Source organism: Pseudomonas sp. PS01297 (assembly GCF_029959305.1).
In the GTDB taxonomy this organism is placed as follows: domain Bacteria; phylum Pseudomonadota; class Gammaproteobacteria; order Pseudomonadales; family Pseudomonadaceae; genus Aquipseudomonas; species Aquipseudomonas helleri.
The window spans coordinates 32019-50753 of the sequence record NZ_JASCPQ010000034.1; the positions used below are offsets into that span (position 1 = coordinate 32019).

Annotated in this window: 18 protein-coding genes; 7 read left to right on the plus strand and 11 right to left on the minus strand. The window is 59.4% G+C overall.

Features of this window, described 5'->3' with window-relative positions; all coding sequences use genetic code 11:
- Positions 1–93: 93 nt before the first annotated feature.
- The 9 genes from QMX84_RS12365 to QMX84_RS12405 all read right to left on the minus strand — a co-directional run bounded on the left by QMX84_RS12365 (position 94) and on the right by QMX84_RS12405 (position 11594).
- Positions 94–1023, minus strand: a complete 930-nt coding sequence (locus QMX84_RS12365; RefSeq protein ID WP_153392199.1) for a ketoacyl-ACP synthase III — start codon at positions 1021–1023, stop codon at positions 94–96.
- Positions 1024–1390: 367 nt separating this feature from the next.
- On the minus strand, positions 1391–2980 hold the full coding sequence (locus QMX84_RS12370; RefSeq protein WP_282363910.1) for a flagellar hook-associated protein 3: 1590 nt from the start codon (positions 2978–2980) through the stop codon (positions 1391–1393).
- Positions 2981–2994: 14 nt separating this feature from the next.
- Entirely contained in the window at positions 2995–5040 is a 2046-nt protein-coding gene (gene flgK / locus QMX84_RS12375; RefSeq protein WP_262126166.1) for a flagellar hook-associated protein FlgK, read from the minus strand.
- A 10-nt stretch (positions 5041–5050) separates the two neighbouring features.
- Complete coding sequence (gene flgJ / locus QMX84_RS12380; protein WP_282363911.1) at positions 5051–6307, minus strand: flagellar assembly peptidoglycan hydrolase FlgJ; 1257 nt, start codon at positions 6305–6307, stop codon at positions 5051–5053.
- 10 nt (positions 6308–6317) lie between these two features.
- Positions 6318–7427, minus strand: coding sequence for a flagellar basal body P-ring protein FlgI (locus QMX84_RS12385; RefSeq protein WP_048371451.1), 1110 nt, complete (start codon positions 7425–7427; stop codon positions 6318–6320).
- 11 nt (positions 7428–7438) lie between these two features.
- Positions 7439–8134: a flagellar basal body L-ring protein FlgH gene (gene flgH, locus QMX84_RS12390; RefSeq protein ID WP_048371453.1), complete on the minus strand. Its 696-nt coding sequence runs from the start codon at positions 8132–8134 to the stop codon at positions 7439–7441.
- A gap of 21 nt (positions 8135–8155) precedes the next feature.
- Positions 8156–8941 carry a flagellar basal-body rod protein FlgG gene (gene flgG, locus QMX84_RS12395; RefSeq protein WP_048371455.1) on the minus strand — a complete coding sequence of 262 codons (786 nt, stop codon included), beginning with the start codon at positions 8939–8941 and terminating at the stop codon, positions 8156–8158.
- Between the two features lie 46 nt (positions 8942–8987).
- Positions 8988–9728: a flagellar basal body rod protein FlgF gene (locus tag QMX84_RS12400; protein WP_048371638.1), complete on the minus strand. Its 741-nt coding sequence runs from the start codon at positions 9726–9728 to the stop codon at positions 8988–8990.
- Positions 9729–10031: 303 nt separating this feature from the next.
- Positions 10032–11594, minus strand: a complete 1563-nt coding sequence (locus QMX84_RS12405; RefSeq protein ID WP_048371457.1) for a sigma-54-dependent transcriptional regulator — start codon at positions 11592–11594, stop codon at positions 10032–10034.
- A gap of 43 nt (positions 11595–11637) precedes the next feature.
- Here QMX84_RS12405 and QMX84_RS12410 point away from each other — a divergent pair, with 43 nt between their 5' ends.
- The 7 genes from QMX84_RS12410 to QMX84_RS12440 all read left to right on the plus strand — a co-directional run bounded on the left by QMX84_RS12410 (position 11638) and on the right by QMX84_RS12440 (position 16211).
- Positions 11638–11913: a hypothetical protein gene (locus tag QMX84_RS12410; protein ID WP_282363912.1), complete on the plus strand. Its 276-nt coding sequence runs from the start codon at positions 11638–11640 to the stop codon at positions 11911–11913.
- A 25-nt stretch (positions 11914–11938) separates the two neighbouring features.
- Positions 11939–12730 (plus strand): phenylalanine 4-monooxygenase, encoded by a 792-nt coding sequence (phhA, locus tag QMX84_RS12415; protein ID WP_123752020.1) that lies wholly within the window; start codon positions 11939–11941, stop codon positions 12728–12730.
- A gap of 47 nt (positions 12731–12777) precedes the next feature.
- Positions 12778–13134, plus strand: coding sequence for a 4a-hydroxytetrahydrobiopterin dehydratase (locus QMX84_RS12420; protein ID WP_048371460.1), 357 nt, complete (start codon positions 12778–12780; stop codon positions 13132–13134).
- Positions 13134–14330 (plus strand): amino acid aminotransferase, encoded by a 1197-nt coding sequence (locus QMX84_RS12425; protein WP_282363913.1) that lies wholly within the window; start codon positions 13134–13136, stop codon positions 14328–14330. The genes QMX84_RS12420 and QMX84_RS12425 overlap by 1 nt, the downstream gene beginning before the upstream one ends.
- Positions 14331–14588: 258 nt before the next feature.
- Positions 14589–14720 carry a hypothetical protein gene (locus tag QMX84_RS12430; RefSeq protein ID WP_256665532.1) on the plus strand — a complete coding sequence of 44 codons (132 nt, stop codon included), beginning with the start codon at positions 14589–14591 and terminating at the stop codon, positions 14718–14720.
- A 90-nt stretch (positions 14721–14810) separates the two neighbouring features.
- Complete coding sequence (locus tag QMX84_RS12435) at positions 14811–14987, plus strand: hypothetical protein (protein ID WP_088500399.1); 177 nt, start codon at positions 14811–14813, stop codon at positions 14985–14987.
- A gap of 36 nt (positions 14988–15023) precedes the next feature.
- Positions 15024–16211: an MFS transporter gene (locus QMX84_RS12440; RefSeq protein ID WP_153434539.1), complete on the plus strand. Its 1188-nt coding sequence runs from the start codon at positions 15024–15026 to the stop codon at positions 16209–16211.
- A 32-nt stretch (positions 16212–16243) separates the two neighbouring features.
- Here QMX84_RS12440 and arfB read toward each other — a convergent pair whose 3' ends face one another.
- Both arfB and QMX84_RS12450 read right to left on the minus strand, forming a co-directional pair.
- Complete coding sequence (gene arfB / locus QMX84_RS12445) at positions 16244–16657, minus strand: alternative ribosome rescue aminoacyl-tRNA hydrolase ArfB (protein WP_282363914.1); 414 nt, start codon at positions 16655–16657, stop codon at positions 16244–16246.
- An 87-nt stretch (positions 16658–16744) separates the two neighbouring features.
- Positions 16745–18163 carry an amino acid permease gene (locus QMX84_RS12450; protein WP_282363915.1) on the minus strand — a complete coding sequence of 473 codons (1419 nt, stop codon included), beginning with the start codon at positions 18161–18163 and terminating at the stop codon, positions 16745–16747.
- Between the last annotated feature and the right edge of the window lie 572 nt (positions 18164–18735).

Here is an 18735-nt window from a genome sequence, read left to right on the forward strand (position 1 = left end):
AAGATCGCGAGGCGAGCTCGCTCCTACAGAGGCGATGGAACGCAAAACGCCCAAGGCTTTGCGGCCTTGGGCGTTTTGTGTTTAAGCGAGTGTTTAGTCGCGATAGATGATCGCCGAGCCCCACGACAGGCCCACACCGAACCCGCTTAGCGCGACGCGCTTCCAGGTGGCGTCCATCACGTGCTTTTCCAGCAGCAACGGAATGCTCGACGACACGGTGTTGCCGGTCTCGACCATGTCCTTGATGAACTTCTCGGGCTCGCTTTCTTCAAAACGACGGGCCACGGCGTCAACAATCGCTGCGCTGCCCTGGTGGATGCAGAACGCGTCGATGTCTGTGGCTTTGAGTTCGGACTCGTCCAGCAGCTCGTGCAGGTGCGCCGGGACTTTGACCAAGGCGAAGTTGAACACCTGGCGACCGTTCATAAAGAACACGCCGTCGCTGACTTTCAGGTGCGGTGCGCCCGAGCCGTCGGTGCCGAATTTGGCTTTGCCCAGCTGCCAGGTGGCGTCTTCGCCCATCCAGGTGGCGGTGGCGGCGTCGCCAAACAGCATGGTGGTGTTGCGGTCTTCGGGATCGACGATTTTGGAATACGGGTCGGCGGTCACCAGCAAGCCGTTTTTCAGGCCCGCGGCTTCCATAAAGCCTTTCATGGCGTAGATGCCATACACGTAGCCCGAACAGCCCAGGGAAATGTCGAACGCGGCCACGTGGGTCGGCAGGCCCAGCTTGTCTTGCACGATGGCGGCGGTGTGCGGCAGGCCTTCGGCGTCACCGTTCTGGGTGACGACGATCAGCGCGTCGATGGATTCACGCGAGAGCTGCGGGTTGTTGGCGAACAGTGCGTTGACGGCTTCGACGCACAGGTCTGAGGTTTCCTGGTCAGCATCTTTACGCGGCAAGAAGGCCGAGCCAATCTTGCCCAGAATGAAGTCTTCGTCCTTGGAGAACTTCGCGCCCTGAGCGTAGTTGTCTACGCCGTTTGCAGGCACGTAACTGGCGATGCTTTTAATGCCAATCATTGTGGCTTCCCAATACTAATAGCTGGAGATCACCCGCTCAGCTAACCGAGGGGCGTTGACAATAAGAGGGCTTCGTCGCGCAAAAACAGCGGCGAAATGGGCACCTGACACCTGCAAAAAACCACACAAATCAGCTGAAAATAGCCCGGCGCCCGCCCAAACGTTTCACACGATACAGTGAAGATGCGCGTTGTGACTCATAGGTCACTCTAATTTGTGTGGTTTTATACAAAAGATTTCAGAGAAGTTGTAGTCGCTGTCGAGGCACGAGGCTGCGATGCGGGCCGCAGGACCGCCAAAACGGGGGTCGCTTCGCAACCCATCGCAGCCTCGTGCCTCGTGCCTCGTCAGCGACTACGGGTTTAGATCACAGCTGGTTGAACAGGCTGAGCTGGGAGATTTTGACGAACGCCAGTTGCGAGGCTTCGAGCATGGATTTCTGGAAGGCCAGTTGGGTGGCCGCGCTCGCGGTGTCGGTGTTGCCGATGGCCGCGGTGGTGGAGTCGTTGGCCAGGCCCATGCTGGTGTTTTCGTCGAATTGAATGTCTACCGCGTTCAACCGCGCACCGATTGAGCCTCGGGCGGTGTCGATGCTGGCGCTGGCGTTTTTCAGGTTGCCAATCGCGGTGTTGATGGCGTCACGCTGCATGCGCGAAGCCGCCGCGTCTTTTTCACTCGGCACCACTAACGCCTTGCGCAATTCGCTGATGGTGTCCAGCGCGCTCTGGCTCTGGTGGTTGTTGTTGCTGACAACAAACTGGTCGCCCGAGGCCGGGGTACCGGTGAAGTCAAATTTGACGCCCATGGCTTCCAGCGAGCCATCGGCCAGGGTGCCCTTGGCAATCGACTTGCTGCTGTCTGTCACTGGCTGCGCGTAGACCTCGTACTCGGTGGCGCTGGTGAACTTGATCACCGCGCCATTGCTCGGAAAACTGTCGCTGTAAGTGCCCGCGCTGGTCACGTTGGAGCCGGTGATTTGCGCCGTCGAGCTGTTGCTCGGGGTGCGCGAGGCATTGAAGGTGTCGGGCTTGGCTTGCAGGGTGAAGGTATGGCCCTTGACCGCCGCGTCCTGGTCGGTCGGGGCAATGTCCTTGAGGTTCAGGTTGATGTCAAAGGACACCCCGCGCAGGCTGATGCTGTGCGCGCCCTCTTTGGTCGAATCGAACACGCCGTTGCCCGGGATCTCCGAGGTCACGTCTTTGCCCTCGGCATCTTTGAGGGTGTATTGGGTGCTGCTGGTGAATTCCAGGGTATACGGCTGGCCTGCGGCAAAGCTCTTGTTGAACACCGCGCTGGAGGTCACCAGACCCGATGACACGGCAACCACGCCTTTGTCCGGCACCACCGCGCCGTCCGGGTCGAGCATCGGCTGCAAGGTGCTCTGGGTGCGCCCGGTGTTTACCGAGTTCTCCATAAAGCTTTTGGCCGTGTCGCTGCCCGCCAGGGTCAGGGTGTCCGAGACCTTGAGGTTGAGCTGAGTGTCATCGCCCTGATAGGTGTAGGTGCCATCGTTGTTGCGGATGTACGGCTGGGTGTCGGTCTTGGAGCCCGAGAACATGTAGTTGCCCGCGGAATCTTTGCTGTTGAGCAGGCTGAACACCTGGTCTTCGATGCTGCCCAGTTCGTTGGCCACCGCCAAGCGGTCGGCGTCGTTGGTCAGACCGCCCGCCCGCAGCGCCAGCTCACCGGCTTTTTGCAGGGAGTTATTGATGCTGTCGAGCACGCTTTCCTGATTGCTCAGCGACGACTTGATGCTGTCCATGTTGGCGGAGTACTGACCCAACATGTCTTTTTGCTGCTGCAGTTGCAGCAAACGCGCAGCCCCCACCGGATCATCGGCAGCGGTCTGGATGCGCACGCCGGAGTCTATCTGCTGCTGGGTCTTGATCACCGACGAGAAGTTGTTCTGGTAGGTGGTGCTGGTCGACTCAAAAAACTGGGCAGTGGAAATACGCATCGTCGAGTGCTCCCTTAAAGACTGTTGATCAGCGTGCTGAAGGTTTCTTGCGCCGCTTTGATGATTTGCGACGATGCGGTGTAGTACTGCTGGAACTTGACCAGGTTGGAGGCTTCTTCGTCCAGGTTGACCTGCGACACCGAGTTGCGGGTTTGCGTGGCGTACGCCAGGGCAGCCGTGTTGGCGGTGCCGTCGACGCTGGCCTGGCTGGCTTTGCCGCCGACCTTGGAGACCAACTGGCTGTAGGAGGTGCCGAGGCTCGCCCCGCCTCCACCGCCGGTCACGCCCACGGTCTGCTTGGTTTGCAGGCCCAACAGTTGGTTGGCGTTGCTGTTGTCAGCCTTGCCGTCCTTGTTGAAGCGAATATCAAAACTGTCCCCTTTGGCCGGGGAGCCGCTGAGGGTGGTGTCGAAGTTAACAGTTTTTGGCGTGCCGTCCGGGTTGGTCACCGCCGCGCCCGAGGCATCGAGCACCGGCACCTTGATCGTGACTTTGTTGTCCTGGCCCGGAACGATGGTGCCTTCGCCGATCTTCTCGCCCTTTTCATTGAGGATGCGATAGCCCTGGGTGCCGCCGCTGGCTTCGTCAAAGGCAATGCGCACCGGCATCGCACCTTCGATTTCGCTTTGCGCTTTGCCCAAGTCCGCGCCGCCATAAATATTCAGCGCTTGCGACAGGCTCAGGCCGCTCGCCGCGCCGGTGCCGCTGTTGGAGCCGCCTTTAACGGCCACCAAAGGCCCGGCGAACGCCAATTTACTGGCATCGGTCATTTGCACGCTGAGGCTGCTGGCGCCATTGGCGGTGGGGCTGACTTTGAAGCTGTCGCCCTTACTCAACGCGCCGCCATTAAGGCTCATGCTGAAGCCGTCGATCACCGCCGGCGGGTCTTGATCGAGCTTGAAGGCGCCCATGTTGGTGCCGTCCGAGCGCTTGACCGTGTACTCGTTGTCGCTGGTGAACGTGACCTGATAGTCGTAGGTGGTCAGTGCGCCGCTGTTGGTGATTTTTACGTCGAGGTTGCCCGAGCCTGCGCTATTGCCGGTCGCGGCCAGGCTGCGCTGGCTAATCGCCTTGTCACTGTTGATGCTGCTGAACAGGGACGAGCCAAACTCACCGTTGGCGTCCAGCCCCTGCCCCAACTGCTGATTGAAGGCATCGGCCAACACAATGGCCGTGCGCCCCAGTTCATTGATGGACGGGGCCAGCACGTCTTCGCGATAACGCAGCAGGCCGCCGATTTTGCCGCCGGTGAGCACCGAAGTGACGTCGGAGCTGGACTGCGGGTAGTTGATCTGGATGCTGAACTGGCTTTTGTCGGTTTTGCTGGGCACCGCCGACAAGGTGTTCGAGGTATTGCCCTGCACCAGCGCCTGACCAGTGCCGAGGGTGATGTCGTACACGTTGTCGTGCTCTTGAACCGACACCCCGACCAACTCGTTGAGGGTGCGCACCGCTTCGTTGCGGGCATCCATCAGGTCGTTGGGAGTGTTGCCTGCGGTGGTGGCCTGGGCAATTTGCTTGTTCAGCGAGGCAATGGTGGCTGTGTGCTGGTTGACCATCGAGGTCAGGGTGTCCAGCTGGCTGTTGATGCCGTCGTTTTGCTGGTTGAGTTGAGTCGAAATCGAGTTGAAGCGGTTGCTCAGGGTTTGCGCATTGGTCAGCAGCAATTGCCGCGTGGAACTGTCACCTGGCGCCCCGGCCGCTGTCTGCAAGGAGGCGAAAAAGCTGTTCAGCGCCGACGACACACCGGTGCTTTTGTCCGAGAGCAGTTTGTCGATCGAGCCGATCTGGTCGAGATACGCCTGGGCGTCGCCGTTGAGCGATGTGGTGGCTTGCAACTGGGCGTCGAGGTAGGAGTTGTACACCCGGCGCACGTCGGCCAGGGTGGTCCCGGTACCGATAAACACCCCGCTCACCTGTTGCGAGCCCGCGCTGCTCTGCACCACTTGCTGACGCGAGTAGCCCGAGGTATTGGCGTTGGCAATGTTATTGCCCACGGTGGCCAAGGCCCCTTGGCTGGCGTTAAGCCCCGACATCCCGATGTTGATCAAACTCGCCATGGTTCAAACCTTATAAATGCGTGAGAGAACCCGTCGAGACGTAGCTCTGGTAGGTTTTCATTTGCTTGGCAATCTGCGAAATCTTGCTCGCGTACTCAGGGTCGGTCGCGTAACCGGCCTTCTGCAGCTCACGAACAAACTGCTCTGGTTTATCGGCTGCGTTGAGCACATCTTTATAACGATTGTTGCTCTGCAGCAGGGTCACCAGGTCGTGGAAGCTGTCTTGGTAGGAGTTATAGGAACGGAAGTCCGCCGTCTCCTTGACCATCTGCCCGTCACGGAACTCACTGGTAATGGCCCGCGCCTGCGCGCCCTGCCAATTGCCGGTGGCCTTGATGCCGAACAGGTTGTAACTGCTGTTGCCGTTTTGTTGACGCATGACCGATTTGCCCCAACCGGTTTCCAGTGCCGCTTGCGCGACCAGGTACAGCGGGTCGACGCCAATCCGGTCGGCCGCTTGCTGCGCCATCGGCAACATGGTGGCAACGAACGCATCCGGCGATTCAAAGGCTTGTTTGGCCGGTGCCAACGGCGGCTGGGCCACGGCGCGACCATAAATCTGCATGCGCCCGTGCACCCCGGAGGCGCTGAGCATCGGCTGACGGCTGCCCTTGATCACCGCGTCCAGCGCCGGGCTGGTACGGCCCGGCACGGTGCTGGTGTTGAGGGTGGAACGCGCCGAGTCAGCCGACGGCACAATCCCGGCCAACAGGCGGTCGGTCAATTTGCTCGGTAACGCCAGACGACGCTGGTTGAGCATCGCCATGTCATTTTTGTGCCCGCCATCGACCGCAGGCGTGGCCACCCGCGCGGCCCACAAGGCCCGTTGGCCGTTGGAGCGCACGAACGGGCTGTTGGTGGTGGTCGTGGCAGGCGCTGCGGCCTTGGTTTCTGCGGCCACAGCGGGCGTGGCGGGCACGTCACCCGGCACCACTGATTTGTTTTTCGACATCTGGCGCATCAGCACATCGGCCAAGCCAATGCCGCCGCCCTGGCGTGACAGGGTCACCGACAGTTGCTGGTCGTACATTTCCTGGTATTGCTTGGCCGCAGGCGTGTTCAGCGGGTTGTCCTTGCCCAGCACTTCGTTGGCCGAACGCATGGACTTGAGCATTTCGTTGAGGAACAGCGACTCGAATTCCTGCGCAACCTTGCGCATATTGCCGTCGCTGTTACGGTCGCCGACCTTCAGGTTGTTCAGACGATTGAGGTCGCTGAACGCCCCCGAATCGCTGTCACCGACGACGCCACTCTTACGCATGTCCATGCCGTTGGCCTCAGATCACGATCAGGTCGGCTTGCAAGGCGCCGGCCTGTTTCAGGGCTTCGAGGATCGCCATCAGGTCCCCCGGCGCCGCGCCCACCTGATTCACCGCCCGGACGATTTCGTCGAGGGTGGTGCCCGGGCCAAACTTGAACATCGGCTTGGCTTCTTGCTGGGCGTTGATCCGCGAGCGCGGCACTACCGCCGTCTGGCCGTTGGACAGCGGGCCCGGCTGGCTGACGATCGGGTCTTCGGTGATGGTCACGGTCAAGCTGCCGTGGGTCACCGCCGCAGGCGATACCTTGACGTTCTGCCCGATCACGATGGTGCCGGTGCGCGAGTTGATGATGACCTTGGCCACGGCCTGGCCCGGATCCACTTCGAGGTTTTCCAGAATCGACAGGTAGTCGACGCGCTGGCTAGGGTCCAAGGGCGCGGTGACGCGGATCGAGCCGCCATCAATCGCCTGAGCCACACCCGGCCCCAGCAGGTCGTTGATCTTGTCGACCACGCGCTTGGCGGTAGTGAAGTCGGAACGGTTGAGGTTCAGGGTCAGGCTGTTGCCCTGATTGAAACCGCTGGGTACGGCGCGCTCAACCGAAGCACCGCCCGGAATGCGCCCGGCTGACGGTACGTTGACGGTGATTTTCGAGCCGTCACGGCCTTCTGCGTCAAAGCCGCCGACCACCAGATTGCCTTGGGCAACGGCGTAGACGTTGCCGTCAATGCCCTTGAGCGGGGTCAGCAACAGTGTGCCGCCGCGCAGGCTTTTCGAGTTGCCGATGGAGGACACGGTGATGTCGATCACCTGCCCCGGCTTGGCGAACGCGGGCAGATCGGCGCTGATCGACACGGCTGCGACGTTTTTCAACTGCACGTTGCCCGAACCCGGCGGCACTTTAATGCCGAACTGCGAGAGCATGTTGTTGAAGGTCTGCAGGGTGAACGGGGTTTGCGTGGTCTGGTCGCCCGTGCCGTTAAGCCCGACCACCAAGCCATACCCAATCAATTGGTTGGAACGCACACCCGAAATGCTGGCGATGTCTTTCAACCGCTCGGCGTGAGCGCCCAGGGTTGTCGACAGCAGCAATACGGCTGCCAGCAGGTGCTTGAGGTTCGGCATGGTCGGTCCGGTCAGAAAGGAAACAGTGGGCTAAGGAAGAAGCGGTCAAACCAGCCCGGCTGGCTGGCATCGGCAAACGAGCCCGTCCCCGAGTAGGTAATGCGCGCATCGGCCACGCGGGTCGAGGACACGGTGTTATCGGTAGAGATGTCATCCGCGCGGACCAGCCCGGCGATTCGCACCAGTTCGTCGCCAGTGTTCAAGGTCATCCACTTCTCGCCGCGCACGGCGATGATGCCGTTAGGCAGAACGTCGGCCACGGTCACGGTGATCGAACCGGTCAGGCTGTTGCCCTGCCCGGCCTTGCTGTCGCCCTTGGTGGCGCGGCTGCCGCTGTAGCCTGCGTTGAGGCTCAGGTCGGCACCGCCCAATGGGTTGTTGGTGGTCATGCCGCCACCGAACAGCGAAGTCAGGCCGATGTTGGTGTTGCTGTTTTTACCGATGGCCGAGTTGGCGTTTTTGCTCGCCTGGGTGCGCTCGTTCAGGGTGATGGTGATGATGTCACCCACCCGGAATGCCTTGCGGTCGCTGTACAGGTTCTGTTCAAAACCGGCCTGGTAAATCGAGCCGTTGTTCGCCGCCGCCGGCAGCGGTGTGCGCGGCAGTACCGGGGCGTAGTACGGATCATTAGGGCGTGGCGGCGGGCTGACACAGCCCGCCAGAAACGTAACGCCACCCAGTGCCAGAACAGAAATAAAGCGTTTCATGACCTCTCCCGCTTCACGTAATTACAGATTTTGCGTCACAAACGACAACATTTGATCGGCGGTGGAGATCACTTTGGAGTTCATCTCGTAAGCGCGTTGGGTGGTGATCATGTTGACCATCTCTTCAACGGTGCTGACGTTCGAGGTTTCGAGGGTGTTCTGCATGGTGGTGCCGAAACCGTTCAGGCCCGGCGTGCCGATTTGCGGCGCGCCACTGGACGCGGTCTCAAGGAACAGGTTACCGCCCTGTGCCTGCAAGCCGGCCGGGTTGATGAAGTCGGCGGTTTGCAGGTTGCCGATGATCTGCGCAGCGGCGTTGCCGGGCACGGTGACCGACACGGTGCCGTCCTGGCCGACGGTGAACGTCTCGGCATCGGCAGGCACGACAATCGCAGGCTCCAGGGTGAAACCGCTGGCAGTGACGATCTGGCCGTTGGAATCAAGGTGGAAAGTACCGTCACGGGTGTAGGCCGTGGTCCCGTCGGGCTGCATGATCTGGAAAAATCCACGGCCATTGATGGCCATGTCCAGCGGCTGCTCGGTGGTTTGCAAACTACCGGCGGTGAAGTTCTTTTGCGTGCCGACAATGCGCACACCGGTACCCAGTTGCAGGCCGGAAGGCAGCTCGCTGTCTTGGGTCGATTGCGCGCCGGGCTGGCGTTTGATCTGGTAGAGCAAGTCCTGGAACTCGGCACGATCACGCTTGAAGCCAGTGGTCGAGACGTTGGCCAAGTTGTTGGAAATGGTCGTCAGGTTGGTGTCTTGTGCAGCCAAACCCGTTTTTGCAACCCACAGTGCCGGAAGCATGCGTGCTCTCCTCGTGCGCCGGTTTTTCGGCGCAACGTTTCAGTAATTAGCTCATGGCCAGGACGCGAGTCATGGCCTGGTCGTCTTCTTTGGCGGTGTTCATCATTTTGATGTGCAACTCGAACTGCTTGGACAGGGCCAGCACCGAGGTCATCTCTTCGACGGCATTCACGTTGCTGGCCTCCAGAAACCCCGAGGTCACCCGCACATTGGCGTCGAATGGCGCAGGCTGGCCGTTGGCGGTGTGGATCAGGCCGTCGAGGCCTTTAGTCATGGAGCGCAGGTCCGGTTGAACCAGCTTGATGCGGTCCACTTCAGCCATCACGCGCGGGCCTTCGCCCATGGCGCGAATGCTGATGGTGCCGTCTTCGCCCACTTCAATTTGTTGCTGCGGCGGCACGGCGATCGGCCCGCCGTTGCCCATGACCGGCATGCCATTGCCGGCCCGCAGAATGCCCAGCGAGTCGACATTCATGCTGGCGGTACGCACATAGGCTTCGCTGCCATCGGGGGCCTGCACGGCCAGCCAGCCATCGCCTTTGACGGCGATGTCCAGATCACGCCCGGTTTGCACCAGCGCACCCGGCGTGAAATCCGTGGCAGGTCGCTCGGTCATGGCAAAAGCCCGCGCAGGAAAGCTGTCGCCAAACACCGGCATCGAACGCGCCTGTTCCAGATCGCGCTGAAAGCCGTTGGTTGAGATGTTCGCCAGATTGTTGGCATGTGCCTTTTGCGCCAGAGCATTCTGACTGGCGCCGGTCATTGCCACATAAAGGTACTTGTCCACACTCATTCCTCTGCCTGACGGACGCTTGCCGCCCACCGCTGTACTGAATGGGTACTAGCAATTTGCGCACCAACTTTTTATTGACGGTGAAAAGGCCGTGCTGGCGGGGCTTGAGAGGGGTTATGTAGCGTCACAGAAATGGCAAACCGGCGTGGTTATGCCGGTTGCGGCAAAGGGCGGCCTGTTCGGCACAAAAAAACGGTGGGAGCGGGCTTGCTCGCGATGCAATCGACTCGGTGTACTTGACACTGCGTGTCGATCCAATCGCGAGCAAGCCCGTTCCCACAAGGTTTTTGCGCGTTTTTAATCCCGACCAGGCTTGATGATGTCGTGCTCGCGCAGTTTGTTGGCGATGGTGGTGTGCGATACGCCCAAACGCTTGCCCAGCAGGCGGCTGCTCGGGTGTTCGGAGTACAGGCGCTCCAGCACGGCTTTTTCAAAGCGCCCGACGATTTGGTCCAGCCCGCCTTCCATCGAGAATTCGCCCAGCGGCTGGCGCACGCCGTAGTCCGGCAAACGGATGTGTTCAGCCTTGACCACGCCGCCATCGCACAGCGACACCGCCTGGAACAACACGTTTTCCAATTGCCGCACGTTGCCCGGCCAATGGTAGTGGCTCAAGCGGTCCATGGCCGCCGGGGCCAGGCGGGGCAACGCGCAGCCAATTTGCCGACTGGCCTGATCGAGAAAATGCTCGACCAACGGTTCAAGGCCATCCAGGCAATCGCGCAGCGGCGGGATGTGCAACGACAGCACGTTAAGGCGGTGGTAAAGGTCCTGACGGAATTCGCCTCGGGCGCACAGCTCAGACAAATCCACCTGCGTGGCGCACATCACGCGCACATCGAGGTAGACCTCTTCGTCGCTGCCCACACGGCGAAAGCAACCGTCCTGCAGAAAACGCAGCAATTTGACCTGCAAACGGGGGCTCATTTCGCCCACGCCATCCAGGAACAACGTACCGCCTGCGGTCAGTTCCAACAGCCCCAGTTTGCCCTCGGCCCGCGCCCCTTCGAATGCACCCGGCCCGTAGCCAAACAGTTCGGTTTCGGCCATCGACTCGGGCAAACCGGCGCAGTTGAGCGCCATCAGCGGCGATTGCCCCCGCGGGCTGGCCAGGTGACAGGCGCGCGCCAGCAATTCTTTGCCGGTGCCGGTTTCGCCTTCTATTAATAGAGGCGCATCCAGCGGTGCCATGCGTCGGGCTTCACGGACCACGGCGGCCATGACTTTTGAGCTTTGGAAAATGCTGTCGAAGCCACGCAGTTCCTGCTTGCGCACGTTATAGATCTGCTCACCCAGACGGTCGGCCCGGTGCAAGGTGAGCACCGCGCCGGCCATGGCTTCGCTGTCGTCGTGTTCCAGTTGCAGTGGCGCGATGTCAGCCAGGAACACATGCCCCTTGATCTTGACCCGCAGGCCGTTGATCCGCGATTTGTTGGCCCGCACCAGCTCCGGCAAGTCGAAGTCTTCGGCGTAGCGCGACAGGGCAATGCCCGGCACTTCATCGACGCGCACACCAAGCAACTGCGCCGCCGCACGGTTGGCCGCCACAATCGAGCCGCCCATGTCGATGGACAGCACGGGGAATTCCAGTGCGCCGAGCAAGGCGTTGAGTTCCATGTGCCTGCGTTCGCTGGGCATCAGCCCTACGCGTTTGACGCCAAAAACCCCAGCGATGGTTTCAAACTTCGGGCGCAGTGCCTGGAACTGAAGGTTGATCAGATTTGGGCAAAACAGATAGATCGCATTGCCCTGATCACCGCCCACCTCGCCGCGCTTGACGTTGATGCCGTAGGCCACCAACAGGTTGAGGATGTCACGCAGGATGCCAATCCGGTTTTGGCAGTGGACTTTGATACGCATGGGGCAAGGCTCGGCTATTGATCTGCTAACTGTAGGAGCGAGCTTGCCTCGCGATCTGTTGATTTTTTTAAAAGATCGCGAGGCGAGCTCGCTCCTACAGGGGTGTTTATTTGTTCGGGAGAGCATTTTGCTGTCACGATTTTTTGACGATTTTGCAATTACTCACGCAAGAATGACAGTTCAATTGTCTTGTCGTAACGAATTATTTACGAAATATGCACATCACTCCGGCAATAGAGATATTTGCCCGGCTGCATCCGGCGAGCACTTGGGATATCACTTAACCAACGAATACGCGCCGTCCCTGACAGAACAATAAAAACGATTTCTCTGCGGAGAGCACCATGAAGCAAACGAAATACGTCGCCCGTGAGCCGGATGCCAATGGCTTTATCGACTACACACCCGAGGAACACGGGGTGTGGAATACGCTGATTACCCGCCAGCTCAAATTGCTCGAAGGCCGTGCCTGCCCTGAATACCTGCAAGGCATCGACAAACTCGGGCTGCCCCACGACCGCATCCCGCAACTGGGCGAGATCAATAAAGTGCTGGGCGAAACCACCGGCTGGCAAGTTGCCCGCGTGCCGGCTTTGATCCCCTTCCAGACCTTTTTCGAATTACTGGCCAGCAAGCAGTTCCCGGTTGCAACGTTTATTCGCACCCGTGAAGAACTGGATTACCTGCAAGAGCCGGATATTTTCCACGAGATTTTTGGCCATTGCCCACTGCTGACCAACCCGTGGTTTGCTGAATTCACCCACACCTACGGTAAGCTCGGCCTGCAAGCCAGCAAAGAACAGCGCGTGTATCTGGCCCGCCTGTACTGGATGACCATCGAGTTCGGCCTGGTGAATACCCCTGAAGGCAAACGCGTGTATGGCGGCGGAATTCTGTCTTCGCCTAAAGAAACGGTTTACAGCTTGTCTTCAGAACCTGAACATCAGCCATTCGATCCGCTGGAAGCCATGCGCACGCCGTATCGAATTGATATTTTGCAGCCGCTGTATTTTGTTCTGCCGGACTTGAAGCGCCTGTTTGACCTGGCCCACGAAGACATCATGGGCATGGTTGAAAAAGGCATGGAGCTGGGCTTGCATGCGCCCAAGTTCCCGCCCAAGCCGAAAGCGGCTTAACCCTTATTTTTTCAAGACCAATAAAAAATCGATTTCAGGAATACACCATGAGCACATTGAACCAAGCCCACTGCGAAGCCTGCCGCGCCGATGCTCCACAGGTCAGCGACGAAGAGTTGCCGATGCTGATCAAGCAGATCCCGGACTGGAACATCGAAGTTCGCGACGGCATCATGCAGCTGGAAAAGGTTTTTCTGTTCAAGAACTTCAAGCACGCTTTGGCGTTCACCAACGCCGTTGGCGAAATTTCTGAAGCCGAAGGCCATCACCCAGGCCTGCTGACCGAGTGGGGCAAAGTGACCGTGACCTGGTGGAGCCACTCGATCAAAGGTCTGCACCGCAACGATTTCATCATGGCTGCGCGCACCGATGATGTTGCCAAAACTGCCGAAGGTCGTAAGTAATGCACTTCTCAGCCATTGGCCGCGTGCCAGGCGATCCGATTCTGGGGTTGATCGACGCCTATAACCAGGACAGCAACCCGAACAAATTCGACTTAGGCGTGGGCGTCTATAAAGATGCCAACGGCCTGACGCCGATTTTGCCGTCAGTCAAACAGGCCGAACAGCGCCTGGTGGATCAGCAACAGACTAAAACCTACATCGGCGGCCACGGCGATAGCCGTTTTGGCCAACTGATCAGTGAACTGGTACTGGGCACTGATTCGCCGCTGCTGGCGACCAAACGTGCGGGCGCCACGCAAACGCCGGGCGGTACCGGCGCATTGCGTCTAGTGGCCGACTTTATCGCCCACTGCCTGCCAGGGCGCGGGATCTGGCTGAGCGACCCGACCTGGCCGATCCACGAAAGCATTTTCGCCGAAGCCGGGTTGAAGGTGGGTCATTACCCGTACGTGGGCCGCGACAACACCCTCAACGTGGCCGCCATGCTTCACGCCCTGGAGCACGTACCCAAGGGCGACGTGGTGTTGCTGCACGCGTGCTGCCACAACCCGACCGGCTTTGACCTGTCGCAGGAAGACTGGCTGCAGGTGCTGGATGTCGTGCGTCGGCGCGAACTGCTGCCCCTGATCGACTTTGCCTATCAGGGCTTCGGCGATGGCCTGGAAGAAGATGCCTGGTCAACACGCCTGTTCGTGAACGAACTGCCTGAAGTGCTGATCACCAGCTCTTGCTCGAAGAACTTCGGCCTGTACCGTGAGCGTGTCGGCGCGTTGATCGTGTGTGCCAATGACGCCGAAAAATTGACCGATGTGCGCAGCCAACTGGCGTATCTGGCGCGTAACTTGTGGTCCAACCCGCCGGATCATGGCGCCGCCGTGGTGGCGACCATCCTCGGTGATGCGCAGCTCAAGGCGCAGTGGGCCGCCGAAGTGGAAGCCATGCGTAGCCGCATCGCGCAACTGCGCAGTGGGTTGGTCGAGGCGCTGACGCCGTTCGGTTTGGCCGAGCGTTTTGCGCACATCAACCAGCAACGCGGGATGTTCTCGTACACCGGGTTGAGCACCGAGCAAGTGCAAGTGCTGCGTGAAAAACACAGCGTTTACATGGTCGGCTCAGGGCGCGCCAACATGGCCGGGGTCGATGGCACCCGCCTGGACCTACTCGCCAAGGCCATAGCACAGGTCTGCCAGCACTAAACCTGTAGCCGCTGCCGCAGGCTGCGATAAGGGCCGCAGGACCTTCGCTTTCTTTCAGACAAGAAGCCTGGGGCCGCTACGCAGCCCATCGCAGCCTGCGGCAGCGGCTACACATTGCAAGATGAATAAATCGCCACAATCGGCGCCAGACGCAATAAAAAGACAAATTGTCACACTCCCTCCTGTATCCTGCCCTTGCTTTTTAAAAGCGCCGATTTACCCAGCGATTTAAAAACACACCTTACGAGGAGCGCGACGATGCACGAGATCCCAAACCTCCCCTTCCCAAGCCTGCATGAAACTCAGCAGCCAACCCCGCAACACACCAGTGGCGAAAACCCCGCACTGGAAGAGGCTCAAGACAGCCTCCAGGCCGACAGCGAAGACTGACCGGCCATCTATCAGGCGGTGCGAAAAGCTTCAGGTTTTTCATACCGCCTGACACAATTGCGCCACCCTTCTCTTCTCGCGGACAACAGCGTGACTGACACCTTCAGCGACACCCAGGCCAGCGTCCTGATCGGCACCGCCGAAAAAATGATCGAGCTCTGGGAGCGTCTCAGCCCACAAAAGCAGGCCCTGCTGCTTAAGCGCTTCGGCACCCAGGAAAACGCATTGGCTGCTTTAATTGCGACACAATTGGTTGCACCGTTGTAATCTGCACCTTACCGCTCCCCGCAGGACCCCTACCCAATGCCTGAAACACAACGCCCTATGGCAATCACGCTGCAAGTGGTTTCCATCGTTCTGTTTACCTTTATCGGCTATTTGAACATCGGCATCCCGCTGGCCGTATTGCCCGGTTACGTTCACAACCACCTGGGCTATGGCACGGTCATCGCCGGGCTGGTGATCAGCGTGCAATATCTGGCCACGCTCCTGAGCCGCCCTTACGCCAGCCGCATCATCGATAACCAGGGCAGCAAGCGCGCAGTCATGTACGGCTTGGCCGGTTGCGGCCTCAGCGGTGTGTTGATGCTGACTTCAAGCTGGCTGGCCGCGGCACCTGCCTGGAGCCTGGCCAGCCTGCTGTTGGGCCGGCTGGTGCTGGGCAGCGCTGAAAGCCTGGTGGGTTCGGGGTCGATCGGCTGGGGCATTGGCCGGGTGGGCGCCGCCCACACCGCCAAGGTCATCTCCTGGAACGGCATCGCCAGCTACGGCGCCATTGCCATTGGTGCACCGCTGGGCGTGGTGATGGTCGGTCATTTGGGCATGTGGAGCCTGGGCGTGAGCATCATTGCCCTGGCCACGCTGGGCTTGCTGCTGGCCTGGCCAAAAGTGGCCGCGCCCATTGTCAGCGGCGTACGCTTGCCGTTTCTGCACGTGCTGGGCCGGGTGCTGCCCCACGGTACAGGTTTGGCGCTGGGCTCGATTGGTTTTGGCACCATCGCCACCTTTATCACCCTGTATTACGCCACCAACCACTGGGAAAACGCCGCGCTGTGCCTGAGCCTGTTTGGCGCCAGTTTTATCAGTGCGCGGTTGCTATTTGGCAACATGATCAACCGCCTGGGCGGCTTTCGCGTCGCTATTGCCTGCCTGAGCGTCGAAACCCTGGGCTTGCTGTTGCTGTGGCTGGCGCCTGACCCGCACCTGGCATTGGCCGGTGCGGCGCTGAGCGGTTTTGGCTTTTCGCTGGTGTTTCCGGCGCTGGGCGTTGAGGCGGTTAACCTGGTGCCTGCCTCCAGCCGAGGCGCAGCGGTGGGCGCGTACTCGCTGTTTATCGACCTGTCATTGGGCATCACCGGGCCGCTGGTGGGCGCGGTGGCGGCAGGTTTTGGCTTTACCTCGATCTTCCTGTTTGCAGCATTGGCGTCGTTTAGCGGGGTGCTGCTGAGTGTTTATTTGTATCGGCAGGCAAAGCTTGCACGAGACAGTTAAGAACAACCCCCTTCTGGCTGAGGTCTTTTGACTTAAAAGTCCACCTTGCCCCGCCCGGCTTTGATGCTGCCGCGTTTGGTCTTGGATTCGAGGCGACGCTTTTTTGAGCCCAGGGTCGGCTTGGTCGGGCGGCGCTTTTTCTCGACCTTGGTCGCGCTCACGATCAATTCAAGCAAACGCTCCAGCGCATCCGCCCGGTTCTGTTCCTGGGTGCGGTATTGCTGCGCCTTGATGATCAACACCCCGTCACTGGTGATGCGACTGTCACGCAGCGCCAGCAGTCGCTCTTTGTAAAAAGGCGGCAAGGATGAGTTGGGGATGTCGAAACGCAAATGCATGGCGCTTGAGACTTTGTTGACGTTCTGCCCGCCCGCGCCCTGGGCACGAATAGCCGTCAGTTCGATTTCGGTATCGGGGATATGCACGTTGTTGGAAATCACCAGCATTACAAAGGTCCATCAGCAGGGCGTGCAGCATACCCCACAAACAACACACCCGGCGCGGTGGCCGGGTGTGTTGTTTAACAGATCAATTTACTTGGCCGGGCTGTAAACCTCGGCAGAGGCGTGTTCTACACGCTTGGGTTTCAACCAGTAGCAGAGCCCCATAAAGGCCACCCAAATCGGCATCGCGAACACCGAGATGCGAATGCCCGGGATCAACAGCATGATCACCAGAATGAACGCTACAAACGCCAGGCAGATGTAGTTGCCGTACGGGTACCACAGCGCCTTGAACAGCGGGGTTTGCGCGGTTTTGTTCATGTGCTGGCGGAACTTGAAGTGCGAGTAGCTGATCATCGCCCAGTTGATCACCAGGGTCGCAACCACCAGCGACATCAGCAGTTCCAGCGCGTCGTGCGGCATCCAGTAGTTGAGCAGTACCGCAATCACCGTCACTGCTGCCGAAGCCAGAATGGCATTGACCGGCACGCCGCGCTTGTCGATCTTGGCCAGCGCTTTGGGCGCATCGCCCTGCTGCGCCATGCCCAGCAGCATACGGCTGTTGCAGTAGGTGCCGCTGTTGTACACCGACAACGCCGCAGTCAGTACCACGAAGTTGAGGATGTTCGCTGCGGTGCTGCTGCCCAGCATCGAGAACACTTGTACGAACGGGCTGCTGCTGTAGCTGTCGCCACCGGCGTTGAGGGTTTCAAGCAGCGAGTCCCACGGGGTCAGCGACAGCAGAACCACCAGCGCACCGATGTAGAAAATCAGGATGCGGTAGATTACCTGGTTGATCGCTTTAGGGATCACCGTGCGCGGCTTGTCGGCTTCTGCTGCGGTGAAACCGAGCATTTCCAGACCACCGAACGAGAACATGATGAAGGCCATGGCCATCAACAAACCGGTCACGCCGTGCGGGAAGAAACCACCGTGCGACCACAGGTTGCTGACGGAAGCCTGAGGGCCGCCGCTACCACTGGTGAGCAAGTAACTGCCCAGAGCGATCATGCCGATAATGGCCACGACCTTGATGATCGCGAACCAGAACTCCGCCTCGCCAAACACTTTGACGTTGGTCAGGTTGATCACGTTGATCAGCACGAAGAAGGCTGCCGCAGAGGCCCAGGTCGGGATCTCGGGCCACCAGTAGTGCACGTATTTACCGACCGCAGTCAGTTCCGACATGCCCACCAGAATGTACAGCACCCAGCAGTTCCAGCCCGACAGGAAGCCGGCAAAGCCGCCCCAGTATTTATGCGCAAAGTGGCTGAAGGAGCCGGCAACGGGCTCTTCGACGATCATTTCGCCGAGCTGGCGCATGATCATGAAGGCAATGAAGCCGCAGATGGCATAGCCCAGAATCATTGATGGACCGGCCGATTTGAGCACCCCGGCCGAGCCGAGGAACAGGCCAGTACCAATCGCGCCGCCGAGGGCAATCAACTGGATATGACGATTTTTCAGGCCGCGTTTAAGCTCACCTGATTGCGAGGTTTTTCCACTCATTGAAAGCGTTCCACACAAGGTTTGATGTGATTCAGTGCGATGTAGCTTGAGCACCAGAGGCAGTGATCGAAGGGTCTACAACACACATCAAACCCCAGCGCAGACGCCAGGAATCCAAAGTTGTTTCACGAGTCATGCGTCACCTGTTTGTTTTTATCTGTGACGGAATCGAACCCGCAACGCTTGTGGCGATGCGGAGTTAACAAGGCGGGTTAGCCTCGAGGTTTTGGCCACTCATCACGGGGTTGAGCAGCGCAAAAAGCGCGGGTACGCAATTGGGTCACAGTTAAAACGCGGCGCATTGTACACCCGCTCGTAGGCAAGATCCCATCACACCGCCGTTTGCAAGACGAAACAAGCCAATAAACGGTCAGAAATATTACCAGCAGCCCTTTTTATGGAAAATTTTCTTTACAGAAGGGGTAAAACGGGTAGTTATGCCGGATAACCTGTTGATTTTGTAGAGATAGCTTTACGGAGCGTAAAGAAATATTTCCACGTGAAAACCTGATTTTGTAGGAGCGAGCTTGCCTCGCGATCTTTTAGAAGATCAAAAGATCGCGAGGCAAGCT

What these genes read in the sequence shown, in the direction of transcription:
- QMX84_RS12440 (WP_153434539.1), top strand. Translation starts at nt 15,024, where the DNA reads ATGCCTGAAACACAACGCCCTATGGCAATCACGCTGCAAGTGGTTTCC.
- QMX84_RS12420 (WP_048371460.1), top strand. Translation starts at nt 12,778, where the DNA reads ATGAGCACATTGAACCAAGCCCACTGCGAAGCCTGCCGCGCCGATGCT.
- QMX84_RS12405 (WP_048371457.1), bottom strand. Translation starts at nt 11,594, where the DNA reads ATGCGTATCAAAGTCCACTGCCAAAACCGGATTGGCATCCTGCGTGAC.
- QMX84_RS12365 (WP_153392199.1), bottom strand. Translation starts at nt 1,023, where the DNA reads ATGATTGGCATTAAAAGCATCGCCAGTTACGTGCCTGCAAACGGCGTA.
- flgG (WP_048371455.1), bottom strand. Translation starts at nt 8,941, where the DNA reads ATGCTTCCGGCACTGTGGGTTGCAAAAACGGGTTTGGCTGCACAAGAC.
- QMX84_RS12425 (WP_282363913.1), top strand. Translation starts at nt 13,134, where the DNA reads ATGCACTTCTCAGCCATTGGCCGCGTGCCAGGCGATCCGATTCTGGGG.
- QMX84_RS12370 (WP_282363910.1), bottom strand. Translation starts at nt 2,980, where the DNA reads ATGCGTATTTCCACTGCCCAGTTTTTTGAGTCGACCAGCACCACCTAC.
- flgK (WP_262126166.1), bottom strand. Translation starts at nt 5,040, where the DNA reads ATGGCGAGTTTGATCAACATCGGGATGTCGGGGCTTAACGCCAGCCAA.
- arfB (WP_282363914.1), bottom strand. Translation starts at nt 16,657, where the DNA reads ATGCTGGTGATTTCCAACAACGTGCATATCCCCGATACCGAAATCGAA.
- flgH (WP_048371453.1), bottom strand. Translation starts at nt 8,134, where the DNA reads ATGAAACGCTTTATTTCTGTTCTGGCACTGGGTGGCGTTACGTTTCTG.
- QMX84_RS12430 (WP_256665532.1), top strand. Translation starts at nt 14,589, where the DNA reads ATGCACGAGATCCCAAACCTCCCCTTCCCAAGCCTGCATGAAACTCAG.
- QMX84_RS12385 (WP_048371451.1), bottom strand. Translation starts at nt 7,427, where the DNA reads ATGCCGAACCTCAAGCACCTGCTGGCAGCCGTATTGCTGCTGTCGACA.
- QMX84_RS12450 (WP_282363915.1), bottom strand. Translation starts at nt 18,163, where the DNA reads ATGAGTGGAAAAACCTCGCAATCAGGTGAGCTTAAACGCGGCCTGAAA.
- phhA (WP_123752020.1), top strand. Translation starts at nt 11,939, where the DNA reads ATGAAGCAAACGAAATACGTCGCCCGTGAGCCGGATGCCAATGGCTTT.
- flgJ (WP_282363911.1), bottom strand. Translation starts at nt 6,307, where the DNA reads ATGGACATGCGTAAGAGTGGCGTCGTCGGTGACAGCGATTCGGGGGCG.